Origin of the sequence: Nonomuraea sp. NPDC005650 (genome assembly GCF_040605375.1) — a bacterium.
Classification (GTDB): Bacteria; Actinomycetota; Actinomycetes; order Streptosporangiales; family Streptosporangiaceae; genus Nonomuraea.
The window spans coordinates 7471-23348 of the sequence record NZ_JBEXCR010000024.1 but is presented as its reverse complement, the minus strand read 5'-3'; the positions used below and the strand labels follow the sequence as shown (position 1 = coordinate 23348).

Annotated in this window: 16 protein-coding genes; 11 read left to right on the top strand and 5 right to left on the bottom strand. The window is 71.9% G+C overall.

The window, feature by feature from the left end:
• Nucleotides 1-33: 33 nt before the first annotated feature.
• Nucleotides 34-993 carry a LacI family DNA-binding transcriptional regulator gene (locus ABZS69_RS36435; RefSeq protein ID WP_355380054.1) on the bottom strand — a complete coding sequence of 320 codons (960 nt, stop codon included), beginning with the start codon at nt 991-993 and terminating at the stop codon, nt 34-36.
• 307 nt (nt 994-1300) lie between these two features.
• On the opposite strand from ABZS69_RS36435, the gene ABZS69_RS36430 reads away from it, so the two are divergent.
• Nucleotides 1301-2161, top strand: coding sequence for an amidohydrolase (locus ABZS69_RS36430; RefSeq protein ID WP_355380052.1), 861 nt, complete (start codon nt 1301-1303; stop codon nt 2159-2161).
• Nucleotides 2158-2691, top strand: a complete 534-nt coding sequence (locus ABZS69_RS36425) for a cysteine dioxygenase family protein (protein ID WP_355380050.1) — start codon at nt 2158-2160, stop codon at nt 2689-2691. The genes ABZS69_RS36430 and ABZS69_RS36425 overlap by 4 nt, the downstream gene beginning before the upstream one ends.
• Here ABZS69_RS36425 and ABZS69_RS36420 read toward each other — a convergent pair.
• Nucleotides 2660-3328, bottom strand: coding sequence for a (2Fe-2S)-binding protein (locus ABZS69_RS36420; RefSeq protein ID WP_355380048.1), 669 nt, complete (start codon nt 3326-3328; stop codon nt 2660-2662). The genes ABZS69_RS36425 and ABZS69_RS36420 overlap by 32 nt on opposite strands.
• Nucleotides 3329-3339: 11 nt before the next feature.
• Nucleotides 3340-4512: an MFS transporter gene (locus ABZS69_RS36415; RefSeq protein ID WP_355380046.1), complete on the bottom strand. Its 1173-nt coding sequence runs from the start codon at nt 4510-4512 to the stop codon at nt 3340-3342.
• Between the two features lie 79 nt (nt 4513-4591).
• On the opposite strand from ABZS69_RS36415, the gene ABZS69_RS36410 reads away from it, so the two are divergent.
• A complete protein-coding gene (locus tag ABZS69_RS36410) occupies nt 4592-5566 on the top strand; it encodes a LacI family DNA-binding transcriptional regulator (protein WP_355380382.1) in 975 nt (324 codons plus the stop codon).
• Between the two features lie 4 nt (nt 5567-5570).
• Here ABZS69_RS36410 and ABZS69_RS36405 read toward each other — a convergent pair whose 3' ends face one another.
• The gene (locus ABZS69_RS36405) at nt 5571-5894 is read right to left on the bottom strand and encodes a hypothetical protein (protein ID WP_355380044.1); all 324 of its coding nucleotides are present in this window, start codon (nt 5892-5894) and stop codon (nt 5571-5573) included.
• 185 nt (nt 5895-6079) lie between these two features.
• Between ABZS69_RS36405 and ABZS69_RS36400 the strand changes: the two genes are divergently transcribed.
• The 8 genes from ABZS69_RS36400 to ABZS69_RS36365 all read left to right on the top strand — a co-directional run bounded on the left by ABZS69_RS36400 (nt 6080) and on the right by ABZS69_RS36365 (nt 14854).
• Entirely contained in the window at nt 6080-7045 is a 966-nt protein-coding gene (locus ABZS69_RS36400) for a sugar-binding domain-containing protein (RefSeq protein WP_355380042.1), read from the top strand.
• Between the two features lie 136 nt (nt 7046-7181).
• Complete coding sequence (locus tag ABZS69_RS36395; protein ID WP_355380040.1) at nt 7182-8282, top strand: sugar ABC transporter substrate-binding protein; 1101 nt, start codon at nt 7182-7184, stop codon at nt 8280-8282.
• On the top strand, nt 8282-9043 hold the full coding sequence (locus ABZS69_RS36390) for an ATP-binding cassette domain-containing protein (RefSeq protein ID WP_355380038.1): 762 nt from the start codon (nt 8282-8284) through the stop codon (nt 9041-9043). Before ABZS69_RS36395 ends, ABZS69_RS36390 begins: the two co-directional genes overlap by 1 nt.
• Before the next feature lie 5 nt (nt 9044-9048).
• Nucleotides 9049-10272 carry a sugar ABC transporter permease gene (locus ABZS69_RS36385; protein WP_355380380.1) on the top strand — a complete coding sequence of 408 codons (1224 nt, stop codon included), beginning with the start codon at nt 9049-9051 and terminating at the stop codon, nt 10270-10272.
• Complete coding sequence (locus tag ABZS69_RS36380) at nt 10272-11747, top strand: FGGY-family carbohydrate kinase (RefSeq protein WP_355380036.1); 1476 nt, start codon at nt 10272-10274, stop codon at nt 11745-11747. The genes ABZS69_RS36385 and ABZS69_RS36380 overlap by 1 nt, the downstream gene beginning before the upstream one ends.
• Nucleotides 11748-11814: 67 nt before the next feature.
• Nucleotides 11815-13239 (top strand): FGGY family carbohydrate kinase, encoded by a 1425-nt coding sequence (locus ABZS69_RS36375; RefSeq protein ID WP_355380034.1) that lies wholly within the window; start codon nt 11815-11817, stop codon nt 13237-13239.
• Entirely contained in the window at nt 13236-13853 is a 618-nt protein-coding gene (locus ABZS69_RS36370) for a histidine phosphatase family protein (RefSeq protein ID WP_355380032.1), read from the top strand. Before ABZS69_RS36375 ends, ABZS69_RS36370 begins: the two co-directional genes overlap by 4 nt.
• Nucleotides 13850-14854 carry a 2-hydroxyacid dehydrogenase gene (locus ABZS69_RS36365; protein WP_355380030.1) on the top strand — a complete coding sequence of 335 codons (1005 nt, stop codon included), beginning with the start codon at nt 13850-13852 and terminating at the stop codon, nt 14852-14854. Before ABZS69_RS36370 ends, ABZS69_RS36365 begins: the two co-directional genes overlap by 4 nt.
• Here the strand turns inward: ABZS69_RS36365 and ABZS69_RS36360 are convergent.
• Entirely contained in the window at nt 14844-15701 is an 858-nt protein-coding gene (locus tag ABZS69_RS36360; protein ID WP_355380027.1) for a carbohydrate ABC transporter permease, read from the bottom strand. The two genes, ABZS69_RS36365 and ABZS69_RS36360, sit on opposite strands and share 11 nt — an antisense overlap.
• Nucleotides 15702-15878: the final 177 nt, after the last annotated feature.

Genomic DNA, 15878 nt, shown 5'->3' with positions numbered 1-15878 from the left:
CGGCGAGCAAGCGCACGGACGGCCGAAGGGGCGTCAGGGCACCCGGGCCACCGACCCCCGTTCGCGGAGGGTGGGAGCCTGGACGACGCGCCGGCGCCGGGTCCCCCCGTCCGTCGCGGCCGAGATGAGGCGGACCGCGGCCTTGACGATCCCGTCGATGTCCCAATCGACGGTCGTGAGGCCCGGCGTGAGCAGCCCGGACATCGGGTGGTCGTCATACCCCATGACCGAAACGTCCTCGGGAACGGACAGCCCCAGCTCCTGAGCCGCCGCGTAAACCCCGTAGGCGATCGAGTCCGCGAAGCAGAACACCGCGCTCGGCCCCTGGCCGGCCAGCAGCTCCCGCGCCGCGGCCGTGGCCCCCGCCAGCCCCTGGGGAGCGGTGGCGACCTCGATGTCCAGCCCCAGCCGGTCGGCCTCGGCGGTGACGTGCAGGTCGGCGGGCCGGTCGGGCGTGCTGGCCCGGGTCGGGGTGAGGACGGCGACGCGCCGGTGGCCCAGCGCGCGCAGGTGCTCCAGCGCCAGCGTCACGCCCCGCCGGTTGTCGAAGACGACCTCCCCGGCCGTGCCCGCGATCGAGTCGCCGATCGCGACCACCGGCAGCGACTCGCACAGCTCGGGCCAGAACGCCGCCGCCGGATCGATCGGCTGGACGATGAGGCCGTCGACGCGCTGGTCGCGCAGCCGCTGGGCGAAGGCCCGCTCGCGGGCGGGGTCGCCCACCGCGTCAAGGATCAGGGCATAGCGATCCTTCTCCCGCAGCCCCCGGCTGATGCCGACCGCCAGGGACTGCTGCCACAGGTCCTCCAGCGAGCCGCACAGCAGGCCGATCATGCCGGTGCGCCCGCTGGCCAGGGCCCTGGCGATGGGATCGGCCTCGTAGCCCAGCTCGGCCGCCGCGGCGCGTACGCGCTCCATGGTCTCCTCGGAAACCTGCAGGCCACGCAGCGCATACGAGACGGCAGCCGGTGACAGGCCCGTGGCCTGAGCCACCTCCCGGATAGTGGCTCTCTTGCGAGGCATTAAGCCAGCCTATTCGCTGGCAGCGACAGAACCGATTTCGCGTCACGGGATTGTCGGCTTTGCCCTCCATAGTGAACATCTCCCGCCGAACCGATGCCGCACCGGGAAGGCCGGGCCGGTCGGCGTTCCCGGGGTCCGGCGACAGCCGTCCGAGCCGTTGACAACAGCCTTGTGAAGCGGTTCACTGAACCGTATCACTGAAACGCTTCACAGCCCGGTGTCGCAAGGTGGCGCGGGTTACCTGTAATGTTAGTAGGGAATAGGGGAAGGAGGAGCCGTGAGCATCGACGTCCATCAGCACGTCTGGACGCGCCCGCTCGTCGACGCGCTGCGCGCTCGCTCGGCCCCTCCCCACGTCGACGGCTGGACGTTGTTCCTCGACGGCGAGGCCCCGTACGAGATCGACCCCCATGACCTGGAGCACCGCGACACCACCGGCCTGGAGCTGGCGCTGGTGTCGCCGTCGAGCCCGCTGGGCATCGAGTTCCTGCCGCCCGAGGAGTCCTGGCCGGTCGTCGACGCCTACCACGACGGCGCGCTCGCGCTGGGCGAGCCGTTCGGGGCCTGGGCGTCCACGTGCCTCAGCCGGCCCGACCCCGAGCGCCTGGCCCGGGACCTCGACCGCGGCTTCGCCGGGCTGCAGATCCCCGCGACGGCCGTGCCCGACGACGGCCTGCTCGAGGTGCTGACCGACAGGGACCTGCCGCTGTTCGTCCACCCGGGCCCTGCCGCGAAGACCCCGGGCACGCCGCCCTGGTGGCCGGCCGTGGTGTCGTACGTGCAGCAGTTGCACGCCGCCTGGCACTACTTCCACGCCGTCGTCCGGCCCAGGCACCCCGAGCTGCGGGTCTGCTTCGCGGCGCTCGCGGGGCTGGCCCCGCTGCACTCGGAGCGCCTGATCGCCAGGGGCGGCGGCACCCGCGGCCTGGTCGATCCCGACTTCTTCGTGGAGACCTCCTCCTACGGCCCCCGGGCGATCGACGCGATCGTCCGCGAGCTGGGCATCGACGTCGTCGTCAACGGCTCGGACGCCCCTTACGCCACCGCACCCGACCCCGGGCTCGGCGCGGCCGCCGGCCACGCCATCCGGGTCGCCAACCCCCGTCGTCTATTGAGCAGAAAGGAGACTCGTACGTGAGCACGAAGCAGATCCAGGACGGGGGCACCTGTGCCCAACTGCCCGAACGCACGCTCGACCGGCGCGAACTGCGCGACCTGGTGAACGAACTGGCCGCGCATCCCGAGGAGTGGCGGGACCAGGTGGAGTTCCCCGAGGACGGCGGCAGGCATTACGCCTCGCTCTACCGCGACGCGTACGTGGACGTCTGGCTGCTCTGCTGGCGCCCCGAGGACGACACCGGCTGGCACGACCACGACATCTCCTCCGGCGCCGTCCACGTGGTGCAGGGCGCGCTGGCGGAGTGCAACCCGCGCATCGGCGGCGAGCACCTGGAGACCGTGGTCTCGGAAGGGCAGTCGTTCTCGTTCGGGCCCGACCACATCCACCGGCTCAACGGCGCGGTGGACAAGAGCGTCTCCATCCACGCCTACTCGCCACCGCTGTGGCGGCTCGGCCAGTACTCCATCGACGACACCGGCGTCATGCGCCGCGTCTCGGTCAGCTACGCCGACGAGCTCAGGCCGCTGGACGACGTCGTGGTGGCCTGAGCACGCAGCAGCTTCCGCAGGGCTCGACGTCGGGCAGCGTGATCCACAAGCAGCAGGTCCTGCGGAAGTAGCCGTCGCCGGCGGGCTCGATCAGCCCGTCGACCGGCGGGCCGATCTCCTTCAGCAGCCGCAGGTAGTCGCCCGGCACGATCGACGTCAGCGGATGGGCGAACGCCTCCGCGGTGGATCCCCACAGCGTCCGCTCGCCCACCTTGGCGAGCGCGCCGATGGCCGTCACCAGCGGCTGCTGCGACTCGGCCAGCGCCTCGCGGATCGCGGCGGCGCCGGCGGACCAGCTCACCCGCGTGGCCGCGATCGTCACCCCGGCCTCCGACACCTTGAAGTAGGTGTCCGCCGGCCGCATGACCGGCACCCGCCCGTCCAGCGCCCAGCCGAGCGCCATGGGCATCGTGTGCCAGTAGCCGTAGGTCTTCCAGAACAGCGCGGCGCCGACGTGGCGTGGCGCGTTCCAGCGCGCCGCCGTCTCGTCGATCAGCTCAAGCAGCCGCGGGTACGGCTCCCGCAGCAGCTCGGCGACCGGCGTCCAGCTCTCGTCGGGCTCGATGACCAGGCGTGGCTCGACGCCCAGCACCCCGCCACGCGCGTCGGCGACCCGCTGGAGCGTCTCGGTCAGCACCCTGAATCCCCCTAAAGGTTAGCCTTACCTAAGGTAGCAGGCCGTCCCGCGAACCACCCGGCCGCGATCTGCGCCACGAGCACCCCCAGTCCCGCCAGCAGCGGCACCGTCCAGCCGCCCGAGACCTCCCTGAGGAGCCCGAACAGCATCGGCCCCAGCGCCGCGATCACGTACCCGACGGACTGAGCCACGGCCGACAGCGCGGTCACGGTGGCCGGATCGGCGGGCCGCAGCGCGATGATCAGCAAGGCCAGCGCGAACGAGGCCCCCTGCCCGATCCCCAGCACGATCATCCACACCCAGGGCGCGGTCGTGGGGGCCAGCAGCATGCCGAGGTAGCCGAGCACGGTCAGCACCCCGGCGCCGACCACGTACGGCACCTGGGAGTCCCGCCGACCGGCCAGCACGGGGATGGCCAGCGAGGTGACGACCTGGACCAGGTTCGTCAGGCTGAGCAGGTATCCGGCCTGGTCGGCGGGGAGTCCGGCCTCCAGGAAGATCGTCGGCAGCCAGGCCAGCATGACGTAGAAGGTGAGCGACTGCAGGCCCATGAGGGCGGTCACGGCCCAGGTCACGGGGCTCCTGAGCACCGCGCCGAACGGCCTGGGCCCGTTCTGCGCCCCGCTCTGCCCGCGCAGCGCCTGGGGCAGCCAGAACAGCGCGGCCAGCAGGGCGGGCACGGCGAGCAGCGCGGAGACGCCGCGCCAGCCGTACCCGGTGGCGTGCTCGACGGGGATGACCAGCCCCGAGGCGAGGGTGGCGCCGGCCACCACCGAGGCGACGTAGACGCCGGTCATCAGGTTGACCCGGGTGGGGAAGTGCTCCTTGACGACGGCGGGCATGGAGACGTTCATGACGGCGATGGCCGTGGCGGCGAGGGCCGAGCCGAGGTAGAGCATGGGCGCGCCGTCGAGGCCGCGCAGCGTCACGCCCACCGCGATCACCAGCAGGCCGGCCAGCAGCGTGCGGTCGAGCCCGAGGCGCCGCGCGAGCAGCGGCGTGAGCGGCCCGAACACGCCGAGACAGACCACCATGACCGTGGTCACCGCGCCGCCGCCGGCGGGCGACAGGCCCACGTCCTTCATGATCTCGTCGAGGAGCGGGGAGACACCGGCGATGGCGGGGCGCAGGTTGAGCGCGGCCAGCACGACCCCGATCACCAGCGCCGCAGATCTCAACGACATAGAGGACCACTCTCGCATAACGCTTGACAACGTTGTCTACCAGGTCCGGGTGAGGAATGATCCTGGCGTGAGACCGACGATGAAAGACGTCGCCTCGGCGGCGGGCGTGGCGCTCAAGACCGTCTCGCGGGTCGTGAACGGCGAGCCCGGCGTCCACCCGGCCACGGCCGAGCGGGTGCGCGTGGCCATCGAGCGGCTGGGCTACAGCCGCAACGAGAGCGCGGCGGTGCTGCGCAGGGGCAGGACCGCCACGATCGGGCTGGTCATCGAGGACGTGGCCGACCCGTTCTACTCAGGTCTGAGCAGGGCGGTCGAGGACGTCGTCATCGAGCACGGCTGCCTGCTGCTGAGCGGGTCGTCGAGCGAGGAGCCGCTCAGGGAGCGCGAGCTGGTCGAGACGTTCTGCGCGCGCCGGGTGGACGGGCTGATCGTGGTGCCCGCCGGCGAGGACCACACGTACCTGCGGCCCGAACTGGAGGCGGGCACGCCGGTGGTGTTCGCCGACCGGCCGCCGGGCGCGGGGATCGACGTGGACACGGTGCTCGCCGACAACCTGGGCGGCGCCGGGGAGGCGGTCCGCCACCTCATGGAACACGGCCACCGCAGGATCGCCTTCCTCGGGGACACCTCGGGCATCTTCACCGCGGCCGAGCGGCTCAACGGCTACCGGCAGGCGCTCGGAGGGCTGTTCGACGAGCGGCTGGTGTCGATGCGGCCGCCCTCGCCGGAGGCCGTACGCGCGGACCTGGCCCGCATGTTCGCCCTGGACGACCCGCCGTCCGCGCTGTTCACCGGCAACGGCCGCTACACCGTGACGGCGCTGCGGGCGCTGGCGGGGCGCCGGGTGGCGCTGGTGGGCTTCGACGACTTCGAGCTGGCCGACCTGCTGACCCCGGGGGTGAGCGTGGTGGCGCAGGATCCGGCGTGGATGGGGCGGGTGGCGGCCGAGCTGCTCTTCCGCCGCCTGCGCGGCGACGCGGGCCCGCCGGAGCACATCGAGCTGCCGGTACGGCTCATCGCCCGCGGCTCCGGCGAGCTGTCCCCGGTGGGCTGACCGGTCAGACGACCCGCTCGTCCACGCCCACGGCGCCCACGCCGCTGGTGAAGATGCCGCCGCAGTATCCCTGCGACTCCCCCGACGCGCCGGGCGGGAGCGTCACCCACTCGCCCACGACGTCCGGCGCCCGGCCGCAGACCACCACGGCCCGGAACTTCCAGGTCTGGCCCGTGGGGTTGGTGCAGGACGCGATGCCGAGGTCGTTGTCCTGCGCGTGCACGTACGTGTCGCAGCGCAGGACCGTGGCCGCCGCCACGGCGGGCGGCGCCATGTTCCCGGCCATCAGACCGACGGCCACCGCGACGACGAGCATCCCCTTGGACATTGCCCCTCCCCCACCGAAGCACTACCTTGCGCAGTCGATCGTAAGCGCAGAGTAGTTGTCCTGCCTAGAGTTCCCCAATGGCGGCTAGCCTTTTCAGCGGAGGGTGCGGCGCTGGCCCCCCGGGACATCACCGCCTATAGTCGTTTGCGCATCGGTTCAGCAAAAATGTTCACAGGAGCGCGCGCATGAATGCCGCCGACGTCGCACCCGAGACGCAGGCCAGGTTCCCGCTTGAGCTGATGTACGCGGCCGCCCAGCAGTACTACATCGAGGAGGCCACCCAGGGCGACATCGCCCTGCGGCTCGGCGTCTCCAGGGCGACCGTGAGCCGGCTGCTCACCGAGGCCCGCAAGCAGGGCATCGTCGAGATCAAGGTGCACCGGCCCGCCGCGCTCGCGGACGGCCCGCTGGCCGCCGAGGTGGCGCAGGCGCTCGACCTGCAGCGCGTCTACCTGGTGCCCAAGGTCAGCGGCCCGACCCTGGGCCCGTGGCTGGCACCGGCCGTGACCCGCGCGCTGGCGGCGGTCGGGCTGGAGTCCGGCGACGTCGTGCTCGTCTCGTCCGGCACCACGGTCTACGAGTGCGCCCGCGAAGGGCTCGGCCAGTATCCGGGGGTCACGATCGCGCCCGCGGTGGGCGGCCAGGAGGAGCCGCAGCCCTGGTTCCAGACCAACGAGACCACCCGCATCCTGGCCGAACGCGCCGGCGGCGTGCCCGCCTACCTCTACGCGCCCGCCCTGCCCGGCCCCGAGCTGTTCTACTCGCTGCAGCACGAGCCGTCCGTACGCCGGGTCATGGACCTGTGGGCGCACGCCAAGTGCGCCATCGTCGGCGTCGGCTCGGCCCCGCTGATGCGGCAGATGACGCCCGCCCTCATGCCGCGCGACGCCGACAGCCTGCGCCAGGCCGTGGGCGACGTGTGCATGCGCGTCTACGACCGCGACGGCCGGCCCGTCACCTACCCGGGCAGCGAGCGCCTGGTCGCCACCCAGCCGGAGGAGCTGCGCCGCATCCCCGCCACGATCGCGGTCGCGGTGGGCGCCGAGAAGGTGCTGTCCATCGTCGCGGGCGCCAAGGGCGGCTACTTCAACCAGCTCGTCACGGATGTCCCGACGGCAGAGGGCCTGGTGGCCGCCGCACACCAGCTCTGAACATTTTTGCTGGACAAAGTTTCAGAACGCGCGCTACCGTGAGCCGCACCACAGGATGTGCCTGGTTGTGCAGGGCATTGTCCTGTTTCGGGGGCTTTGCGTCAGGAATCCCGGTAGCAAGTGAGGAACGAAACCCGTGAACAGAGCTAAGATGCGGACCTCCGCGTTCGCCGCAGTGGCAGTGCTCGCAGGCTCGGTGCTGGCCGCGTGCGGCTCCGGCTCCGGCTCCGGCTCCGGCTCGACCGGGGGGAACACCAGCGGTGGCGGCGACGTCCAGAGCGCCAAGGTCGCCTTCCTCATGCCCGACCTCGCCTCGACCCGGTACGAGCTCGCGGACAAGCCGCTGTTCGAGGCCAAGATGAAGCAGCTCTGCCCGACCTGCGAGGTCATCTACCAGAACGCCGACTCCGACGCCGCCAAGCAGCAGCAACAGGCCAACTCCGCGCTCGCCCAGGGCGTCAAGGCCATCGTGCTCGACCCGGTCGACTCCGCCGCCGCGGCCACCATCGTCAAGACGGCCCAGTCGCAGCAGGTGGCGGTCATCGCCTACGACCGGCCGATCCCGGCCACGCCCGCCGACTACTACATCTCGTTCGACAACGAGAAGATCGGCGCCATGATCGCCCAGTCCCTGGTCGACCACCTGAAGAAGGAGAACGCCAAGGGCGGGATCCTCCAGGTCAACGGCTCGCCCACGGACGCGGCGGCCGGTCTGATCAAGAAGGGCATCCACAGCGCGGTCGACCCGAGCGGGTTCAAGCTGCTGGCCGAGTACGACACCCCCGACTGGCAGCCGGAGAAGGCGCAGACCTGGGTCAGCGGCCAGATCACGCAGTTCAAGGACCAGATCGCCGGCGTGGTCGCGGCCAACGACGGCACCGGCGGCGGCTCGATCGCCGCGTTCAAGGCCGCGGGCGTGAAGGTGCCGCCGATCACCGGCAACGACGCCGAGCTGGCCGCCGCCCAGCGCATCATCGCGGGCGACCAGTACAACACGATCTCCAAGCCGATCAAGATCGTGGCCGAGGCCTCCGCGAACGTGGCGTGGGAGTTCATGCAGGGCAAGAAGCCCGCGGGCAAGACCACGCTCTACAACACCCCGTCGGAGCTGTTCGTGCCCACGGTGGTGACCACGGAGAACATCAAGGAAGTGCTGTTCGACAGCGGCATCATGAAGGCCGCCGAGGCCTGCACCGGCGAGTACGCCAAGGGCTGCGCCGAGCTCGGAATCAAGTGATGACCGTCCTCTCCCTGCGCGGGATCAGCAAGACCTTCGGCGCGGTGGCGGCGCTGACCGACATCGAGCTCGACGTCGCCGCCGGCCAGGTCGTCGCCGTCGTCGGGGACAACGGCGCGGGCAAGTCGACGCTGGTCAAGATCCTCTCGGGCGTGCACCCGCCGGACGGCGGCACGATCACGTTCGAGGGGAACGAGGTCGAGATCCCCACCCCGGCCGCCGCGCACAAGCTCGGCATCGCCACGGTCTTCCAGGACCTGGCGCTCTGCGAGAACCTCAACGTGATCCAGAACCTGTTCCTCGGCCAGGAGATCCGCCCGCTGCGCCTCAACGACGTGGCCATGGAGACCCGCTCGTGGGAGCTGCTCCGCCAGCTCTCCGCCAAGATCCCGAGCGTACGGGTGCCGGTCGCGGCGCTGTCGGGCGGTCAGCGGCAGACGGTGGCCATCGCCAGATCGCTGCTCGGCGACCCGAAGGTCATCATCCTCGACGAGCCCACCGCCGCGCTGGGCGTGGCGCAGACGGCGGAAGTGCTCAACCTGGTCGAGCGGCTGCGCGAGAACGGCCTGGGCGTCATCATGATCAGCCACAACATGGCGGACGTGAAGGCCGTCGCCGACACCGTCGCCGTGCTGCGGCTGGGCCGCAACAACGGCGTGTTCGACGTGGACCAGGTCTCCACCGAGGACATCATCGCCGCCATCACCGGCGCCACCGACAACGTGGTGTCCAGGCGGGCGCAGAAGGGAGCTCGGTCTTGAGCACAGTGACGACAGACCGTCAGGACGAGCGGCTGCAGAACCGCGACGGGCTGCGCGGCGCGCTCGCCGACGTGGTCGAGCGGGCCCGCGGCGGCGACCTGGGCGTCATCCCCGTCGTGGTCGGGCTCGTGGTCATCTGGACGGTCCTGCAGATCCTGAACCCGATCTTCCTGTCCAGCGCGAACCTGGTGAACCTCACCCTGGAGTCCGCCGCCGTCGGCATCATCTCGCTCGGCATCGTCTGCGTCCTGCTGGTAGGCCAGATCGACCTGTCGGTCGGCTCGGTCAGCGGGCTGTCGGGCGCCGTGCTCGCGGTGCTGTTCGTGGGTCAGGGACTGCCGGTCTGGCTGGCCATCGCCGCCGCGGTGATCATGGGAGCGGTCATCGGCTGGGTGTACGGGCAGCTGTTCAACCGGTTCGGCGTTCCGAGCTTCGTGATCACGCTGGCCGGCCTGCTCGCCTTCCTCGGGCTCCAGCTGTACGTGCTGGGCACCAAGGGGTCGATCAACCTGCCCTTCGACTCGGGCCTGGTGAACTTCGCGCAGCTCGACTTCGTGCCGGCCTGGCTGTCGTACACGTTCGCGGCCATCGCGGCCGTGTGGCTGTTCGTCACCGGATACCTGCACGCGCAGGAGCGGCGCAAGGCCGGGCTCTCGGCCAGGAGCGTGTCCACGCTGGCCGTCAGGAGCGTGGCGCTGCTGGCGGTGCTGGCGTTCGTGGTCTGGTACCTGGGCCAGACGCGCGGTGTGGGCTGGATGTTCGTCTTCTTCGTGGCGCTCGTGCTGATCATGCACTACCTGCTGTCGCGGACGAAGTGGGGCAGGGCCGTCTACGCCGTCGGCGGCAACGTGGAGGCCGCCCGCCGGGCCGGCATCAACGTCAGGGCCGTCTACACCTCGGTGTTCGTGCTCTGCTCGACGTTCGCCGCGGTCGGCGGCATCCTGGCCGCGGCCAGGCTCGCCGCGGCCAACCAGTCCAGCGGCTCGGGCGACGTCAACCTCAACGCCATCGCGGCCGCCGTGATCGGCGGGACGAGCCTGTTCGGCGGGCGCGGCACCGCGTTCGGCGCGCTGCTCGGGATCATCGTCATCCAGTCCATCTCCAGCGGCCTGACCCTGCTCAACCTCGACTCGTCGATCAGGTTCGTGGTCACCGGAGCGGTGCTGCTACTCGCCGTGATCGTCGACTCCGTGTCGCGCCGGTCGAGGACCTCCCACGGCAGGGCCTGATGGCGATCATCTGCGTGGACGCGGGCACCACGGTCATCAAGGCGGTCGGGTATGACGACGAGGGCGCGGAGGCGTCCGTCGCCCGGCGGGAGACGGTGGTCTCCAGGCCCCTGCCCGGCCACGCCGAGCAGGACATGAACGCCGTCTGGGACGCGGTCGCCGCCACCGTGCGCGAGGTCGCCGCCCAGGTGGGGACGGTGGACTTCGTGGCCGTCACGGCCCAGGGCGACGGCTGCTGGCTGGTCGGCCCGGACGGCGAGCCGACCGGGCCCGCGATCCTCTGGAACGACGCCAGGGCGGCCTCCGCCGTGGACGGCTGGACCCGCTCCGGGACCGCGGCCGAGGCGTTCCGGCTCAACGGCTCGTCGGCCGCCTCCGGGCTGCCGCACGCGATCCTGACCTGGCTGCGCGCGAACGACCCCGAGCGGCTGGACCGGTCGAGCGCCATGCTCACCTGCGGCGGCTGGATCTTCGCGCGGATGACCGGAGAGCTGGTCGCCGACGAGTCCGACGCCTCCGCGCCGTACATGGACCTGCGGGCGCGGGCGTACTCCCCCGCGCTGCTGGCCCTGTTCGGGACGGAGTGGGCCGAGCGGCTGCTGCCCCCGATCCGCTCCGGCCACGTCGCCGAGCTGTCCGGGGACGCGGCTCCCGCGCTCGGGCTGCCCGCCGGGACGCCGGTCGTGATGGCCCCGTACGACATCGCCGCCACGGCGCTGGGCGCGGGCGCGGTGCGGGCCGGGCAGGCGTGCGGCATCCTCGGCACCACGCTGTGCACCGAGGTCATCGTCGACTCCGCCGACCTGGCGGGCGAGCCGATCGGGATCACGATCGCGCTGCCCGGCGGCTATCTGCGGGCCTTCCCCACGTTCGCGGGCACCGAGGTGGTGCAGTGGACGTGCCGCATGATGGGGCTGAGCGGCCCGGCCGAGCTGGGCGACCTGGCCCTGCTGAGCGAGCCGGGCGCGCGCGGGCTGACATTCCTGCCGTACATGTCGCCCGCCGGTGAGCGGGCGCCGTTCTCGGACCCGCTGGCCAGGGGGTCTCTGCTGGGCATGTCGTTCGAGCACGGCCGCCCGGACGTGGCGCGGGCGGTGCTCGAAGGGCTGACGATGGTCATCCGCGACTGCCTTGCCGCCACCGGCGCCGCGCCCACGGAGCTGCGCGTGTGCGGGGGCGGTTCGAACAGCACCGCCTGGCTCCAGCTGATCGCCGATGTCACCGGGCTGCCCGTGCGCCGCCCGGCCGACACCGAGGTGGGCGCGCGGGGCGCGTACCTGGTGGGGCTGGCCGCCACCGCCGCCGCCCCGTCCGTCGCGGCGGCCGCCTCGGAGCATGTACGGCTGCGCGACGCGCTCGAACCCAACCCCGCCCGCCAGGCGTTGTACGACCGGCTGTTCGACGACTTCTTGACCCTGCGCCAGACGAACGCGGTCTCCTGGCCGCTGCTGGCCGAGATGAGGGGCCGTACATGAGTGAGCGCAGCGAGCGAACAATCGAACGCAGCCGTTTGACGTTCATGCGACCGACGAAGGAGGGCGCATGAACGTTTGGATAGGCATCGATCTCGGGACCCAGAGCGTGCGGGCGATGGCCGTCGCCGGGGACGGGCGGATGGTCGGGACGGCCGCCCGGCCGCTGACCAGCCACCGCGACGGGCCCCGCCACGAGCAGGACCCCGAGCAGTGGTGGCGCGAACTGGCCGCCGCCACCCGCGAGGCGCTGCGCGACGTGCCGTCCGAGCAGGTCGCGGGCGTGGCCGTGGCCGCCACATCTGGAACGATCCTGCTCACCGACCCCGACGGCCGGGCCCTGACGCCCGCGCTCATGTACGACGACCGGCGCGCCGACGCCGGGCGCGCCAACGAGGTGGGCGCCGCCGTGTGGGAGCGGCTCGGCTACCGGCGCATGCAGCCCAACTGGGCGCTGCCCAAGCTCCTGTGGCTGCTCCGGGACGCCCCCGCGGGGGCGCGGCTCGCGCACCAGAACGACTTCGTCAACCGCCGCCTCGTCGGCCACGAGGTCGCCACCGACCTCAGCAACGCGCTCAAGACCGGCGTGGACCTCATCGAAGAACGCTGGCCGTCCGAGGTGCTGGACGCCCTGGACGTGCCCGCGGAGCTGCTCCCCGAGGTCGTACGGCCCGGCACCCGGCTGGGCGTGGTCTGCGCGGCCGCCGCCGAGGAGACCGGCCTCCCCGCCGGCACGCCCGTGATCGCCGGGACCACCGACGGGTGCGCCGCCCAGCTCGGCGCGGGCGCCACCCGGGTCGGGAGCTGGAACTCCGTGCTGGGCACGACGCTGGTGCTCAAGGGCGTGACGAAGGAGCTGATCCACGACCCGCTCGGCGTCGTCTACTCGCACCGCGCGCCGGACGGCTCGTGGCTGCCGGGCGGCGCGTCGAGCACCGGCGCCGGCGTGCTCTCCCGCGACCTGCCCGGCCGCGACCTCGACGCGCTGAGCGCCCAGGCCGCCGCCCGCCCCGGCCCGCCCGCGAACGTCACGTACCCGCTGGTCTCGCGGGGCGAGCGCTTCCCGTTCGACGCCCCCGAGGCCGAGGGGTTCACGCTCGGCGACCCGGCCGACGACGTCGAGCGTTACGCGGCGATCCTGCTCGGCGCGGCCTTCGTCGAACGCCTCTGCTTCGACTACCTCGACCTGCTCGGCGCCCCCGTGGACGGCGAGATCATCCTGACCGGCGGCGCCACCCGCAGCGCGTACTGGACCCGGCTCAGGGCGGACGTCCTGGGACGTCCCGTGACGCTGCGGGAGAACGCCGAGCCCGCCCTGGGCATGGCCGTCCTGGCGGGCGGCGATCCCGAACAGATGATCAGGACCCGCGCGGTCGTCGACCCGTCGGGCGCCGACCTCACCGAGCCCTACCTGCGTTTCGTCACAGAGCTGGAACGGCGCGGCTGGCTCGACCCGGCCGCCGCCGGACACGCGCGCGAGAGGACCACCCGATGACCGACCTCGTCCTGGTCCGCCACGGCGAGACCGTCTGGCACGCCGAGAACCGCTACGCGGGAGTCAGCGACATCGAGCTGACCCCGCGCGGCCACGCCCAGGCCGCCCAGCTGGCCGAGTGGGCCGGTCAGGCGGGCCTGGCGGCCGTGTGGGCCTCCACGCTCAGCCGGGCCCGGATCACCGCCGCGGCCGCTGCCGACCAGGCCGGCGTGGAGCCGCGTACCGACCCGAGGCTGCGCGAGCTGGACTTCGGCCAGGGCGAGGGCCTGACCTCGGCCGAGATGGCGGCTCGCTTCCCCGAGGCGCGCGCCGCGTTCGAGTCCGACCCGGCCGGGCACCCGCTGCCCGGCGGCGAGGACCCGCACCTGGCCGCCGACCGGTTCGTGGCCGCCCTCGACGACATCGCCGCCGCCCACCCCGACGGGCGCGTGCTGGTGGTCGCGCACACGACCGCCATCAGGCTCGCCCTGTGCCGCCTGATCGGGGTGCCGCTCGGCGAGTACCGGCGGCTGTTCCCGCGCCTGGACAACTGTGCACTCACCGAGCTGCGCCTGCGCGACGGACGGCGGGCCGCGATGCTGCAGTACAACTCCCCGATTGGAGCCGTTCGTTGACCATCCGAGTCCTTGCCGCGGGTGACCACTTCGTCCAGAACCGCCTGCTCATCGACGCGCTCAGGCGCGAGGTCCCCGGCGAGGTGGACATCAGCGAGCTGACGCTCCCGTGGCCGGTCGAGCCGTTCGGCCGGGTGGGCGAGGTCGACGAGGCCTCCGACGTGGAGGACGAGCTGATCGAGGCGCTACGCGGCGTCGAGGTCTGCGTGACCCAGATGGCCCCGTTGACCAAGCGGGTCCTGGACGCCTCCCCCGACCTGCGGCTGTTCTGCGTGAGCCGGGGCGGCCCGGTCAACGCCAACCTGGAGGCGGCCAAGGCGGCGGGCGTGGCGGTGACGTTCGCGCCCGGGCGCAACGCGGTGGCCACCGCCGAGCACACCCTGGCCATGCTGCTGGCCGCCACCCGCAGGATCCCCCAGACGCACAACGACCTGGCGGGGGGCGTGTGGCGGGGCGACTACTACATGTACGACAACGTCGGCCCCGAGCTGGACGGCAGCACGGTCGGCCTGGTCGGCTACGGCGCCATCGGCCGCCGCGTGGCCCGCATGCTCGAAGGCTTCGGCGCGGAGGTCCTGGTCTATGACCCGTACGTGGACGTGCCCGGCCGGGTGGAGCTGGACGAGCTGCTGCGGCGCTCCCACTTCGTCTCCCTGCACGCCCGCGCCACCCCCGAGACCAACGGCATGATCGGCGCGGCCGAGATCGCCGCCATGCCGCGCGGCTCGGTCCTGGTCAACTGCGCCAGGGGCGCGCTGGTCGACTACGACGCCGTGTGCGACGCCCTGGTGTCGGGCCAGCTGTTCGGGGCCGCCATGGACGTCTTCCCGGAGGAGCCCATCCCGGCCGGCTCGCGCCTGCTCACCACCCCGAACCTGATCATGACCCCGCACCTGGCCGGGGCCAGCAAGCAGACGGCCATGAACGCGGCCTCGATCGTGGCCGCCGACGTGGCCCGTTACGTCCGCGGCGAACCCCTGGCCCACGCGGCTACCCCTTGAGCGCCCCCGCCATCAGCCCGCGCATGAAGAACCTGCCCAGCAGGACGTAGATCAGCATCGTCGGGATCGACGACAGGATGGCCGCCGCCATCTGCTGGCTGTACGGGGTGGCCTGCGCACCGGCGATGTTGTTCAGCATCACGGTCGTGGGCCAGCTCGTCGGCCCGGTCAGGAAGACGGCGAACAGGAAGTCGTTCCACAGCGAGGTGAACTGCCAGATGACGACCACCGCGATGGCGGGCGCCGACACCGGCAGCACCACCGACCAGTACGTCCGCAGCATGCCGGCCCCGTCCACCCGGGAGGCCTCGATCAGCTCGTCGGGGATCGTGACGTAGTAGTTGCGGAAGATCAGCGTGCAGATCGGGATGCCGTACACGACGTGGGCCAGCACCAGCCCGGGGATGCCGCCGTAGAAGACGCCCTGCAGCCCGGTCAGCTCGTTCAGCCCCACGAGCAGCTGCACCAGCGGGATCATGACCCCCTGGTACGGGATGAACATGCCGAACAGGAACAGCGTGAACAGCACGTCCGCCCCGGGGAAGCGCCACTTGGACAGCACGTAGCCGTTCATGGAACCGAGCGCGCACGACAGCAGCGAGCCGGGCACGGCCAGCAGCACGCTGTTCCACAGGCCGGGGGCCAGCTTCTCCCAGGCCACCCGCCACGCCTCGGTCGTCCAGGTCTGTGGCAGGTTCCACGCCTGGCCGGGGTCGGCCTCCGTGAGCGGCTTGAAGCTGGTGACCAGCAGCACGTAGATGGGGATCAGGAAGATCACCACGAAGAGGATCAGCAGCCCGAGCCGCAGCCAGGGGAAGACCGCCCGGCGCGTGGCCACCGCCGTCATGAGCGCCTCTCCTGCTCATGGTCGCGCTCACTTGGCCCTCGCTGGTCACGCAAGCTACCGCTCTCGAGCCTCACGTTCGCCGCTCCTGCTCATGGTCGCGCTCACTTGGCCCTCGCTGGTCACGCAAGCTACCGCTCTCGAGCCTCACGTTCGCCGCTCCTGCTCATGGTCGCGCTC